Source organism: Cupriavidus sp. 8B, from assembly GCF_054589115.1.
The window spans coordinates 1-2555 of sequence record NZ_BAAILO010000514.1 but is presented as its reverse complement, the minus strand read 5'-3'; the positions used below and the strand labels follow the sequence as shown (position 1 = coordinate 2555).

Annotated in this window: 1 protein-coding gene; it reads left to right on the top strand. The window is 56.7% G+C overall.

Going from position 1 to position 2555, the window contains the following annotated elements; genetic code table 11:
• Window positions 1–1199: 1199 nt before the first annotated feature.
• Window positions 1200–2477, top strand: a complete 1278-nt coding sequence (ltrA, locus tag ACYP5B_RS46015) for a group II intron reverse transcriptase/maturase (RefSeq protein WP_459574030.1) — start codon at window positions 1200–1202, stop codon at window positions 2475–2477.
• Window positions 2478–2555: the final 78 nt, after the last annotated feature.

Sequence of the window (2555 nt, the reverse complement as noted above, 5' to 3'; positions counted from 1 at the left end):
GAGGGCGACGTAGCAGTAAGTCTCGACGGTGGAGTGTGTCACGAACACGGGCGCGAGCCTGTGGTGCTGTGTCAAAGATGGGAGACGGCCTCCCGAAGCCGGCCTGCAGGGGCAGGCTTCAAACCGCCCGGTGCTGCTGCGTTCAAAAGACGTGGTGGTGAGCGACCGTGGAAAAGTCATCCAATGAGGATGGCAGGTACGTATTGAGAAGATGAGCGAAAGCGTTGTGCCAAGAACGCGTTCGCATGTGCGAAGGCGATGCTGTACCTGAGATGGAGGAAGGCCCTCCGAAGCCGGCGTGCAGGCGCAGGCTTCAAACAGCCGTAAGCTGCTTCAGTCGGAAACGCTGCGGTGGTGAACGTTACGGTTAAAAGGCGTGGTCGAACACGTCATGTATGGATTAGAGAGACGAACGAAAGTGAACCACTGATCACGCATCGAAACTCATCTCCAAACGACATCAAAACTGGGGACGTGCTTTCTTCCCAGGAGCAGCATGGCGGGAACCTGCTTATTGGCCATGCGGTGTCCGGTGTATAGGTGGCGTGAATCTAATCCGGGCTTGGGTACGGAACTTGGGAACTCTTCATGTGATGCCAAGGGAAAACCTTATAAGTGGGAACCACGAAGGGGGAAAGTACCGATGCACATGAAGGGGGCGGATCATCCCGTAGTAGTGAGGAAGCTTCTGTAATGGGAGTGGAGCGAAGGGGATGACTCAGCTCAACGAAGGTCGCCGCCAACCGGGAAACCGGGATGAGCCTTGATCTTCCGCGTCGATCTGCCGCCGCAAGGTAGCAGGAGAACGGCTGGGACGAGCCGTGTAAATCGAGAGGTTTACGCACGGTTCTGTGGGCGGCTGGTGGTGAAATTCCACCGGCCGACCCGGCAACCGTCCGATGACGCATCGTTACGAGAACAAGATACTGTCGGAACTGGAGCCGTCCACCGGTTCCAGGATGAGCTGGGGCGATACCTGCCTACGGACCCAGTGGCAGTCGGTGTAAAGGCGGCATGATCTCAATACAGGCTTTGGCATGGAACGTGAGAACCTTGCTTCGGATGTGAAGGGAAATGACAAATGGCAGACACCATGAGGAAGAATACCGAGGCCGAAGTGAGGGGCGGAGCTGCTCGTAGTAGTGTCGAAGCCCTTGTAATGAGGGTGGAGCGAAGGGGCAGCGTTATCCTGCTGACGAATGTTGCCAACCGGCATTGCTGGGATGAGTGACATGAAATCAGCGAAACCGTATTGCATTGCGAAGCGGGTTGTGTGGGAGGCGTACCAGCTGGTGAGGGCCAACCGCGGAGCTGCGGGCGTGGACGATGAAACCATCGCCATGTTCGAGCAGAATCTCTCGGGAAATCTATACAAACTGTGGAACCGAATGTCATCGGGGTCGTACTTCCCGCCACCGGTGAAGCAGGTGGAGATTCCGAAGGCCAAGGGCGGCATGAGAAAATTGGGCATTCCCACTGTGTCTGATCGAATCGCGCAGACTGTAGTCAAGCTCATGATCGAGCCGATACTCGATCCGGTGTTTCATCCCGATTCTTATGGATACCGGCCGGGCAAGTCGGCGAAACAGGCGATTGCCGTGACGCGCAAGCGTTGCTGGCAGTATGGCTGGGTTGTTGAGTTTGACATCAAGGCGGCGTTCGATCAGATTGATCATGCGTTGTTGTTAAAGGCGGTGCGAAGCCACATCAAGGAAGACTGGATCCTGCTGTACATCGAGCGGTGGCTGACTGCGCCGTTCGAAACGGCGGACGGGGTAACTGTGCCCCGCACCCGTGGTACGCCGCAGGGCGGGGTGGTCAGTCCGATTCTGATGAATCTGTTCATGCATTATGCTTTCGATAGCTGGATGAAGCGGACGTACTCACAATGTCCTTTTGCGCGTTACGCCGACGATGCGGTAGTTCATTGCCGCTCGCAGGCGCAAGCCGAAGCGGTGATGCGCGCTATTGCCTCGCGGCTGGAGGAATGTGGGCTGACGATGCATCCAGGCAAATCGAAGGTCGTTTACTGTAAGGACAGCAATCGCACGGCCACTTATCCGAACGTGCAGTTTACGTTCCTGGGCTTTACGTTTCGGCCCAGGGTAGCGCTGAGCAAGCATAACCGGCGATTCACCAGTTTCCTGCCGGCGGTGAGCAGTGACGCGTTAAAGCGGATGAGACAGACGGTGCGGGGGTGGCGGATCCACAGTCGAACACCGGCAACGCTTGATGATCTTGCCGAGTTATGCAATCCGACGATCCAAGGCTGGTGGAACTACTATGGAGCGTTCTATCGGACTGCCATGCAAGAGTTGTTCGTCTATCTGGATGGAAGACTCGAGCGATGGGCTCGACGCAAGTACAAGACACTGTCGCGGCACAAGCGGCGTAGTATGCGTTGGCTCTGCAGGATGAAAGAGGTTGCTCCTGGGACGTTCGTACACTGGCGGGTCGGTCTGCATGCGGTTGGATAATGGGAGCGGTGTGAATCGAGAGGTTCACGCACCGTTCTGCGAGAGCCTCAGGGTGCAACTCCCTGGGGCTACTTACCT

Excerpts from the sequence above, each read along its gene's own strand:
- ltrA (WP_459574030.1), top strand. The coding sequence starts at position 1,200 with ATGTTGCCAACCGGCATTGCTGGGATGAGTGACATGAAATCAGCGAAA.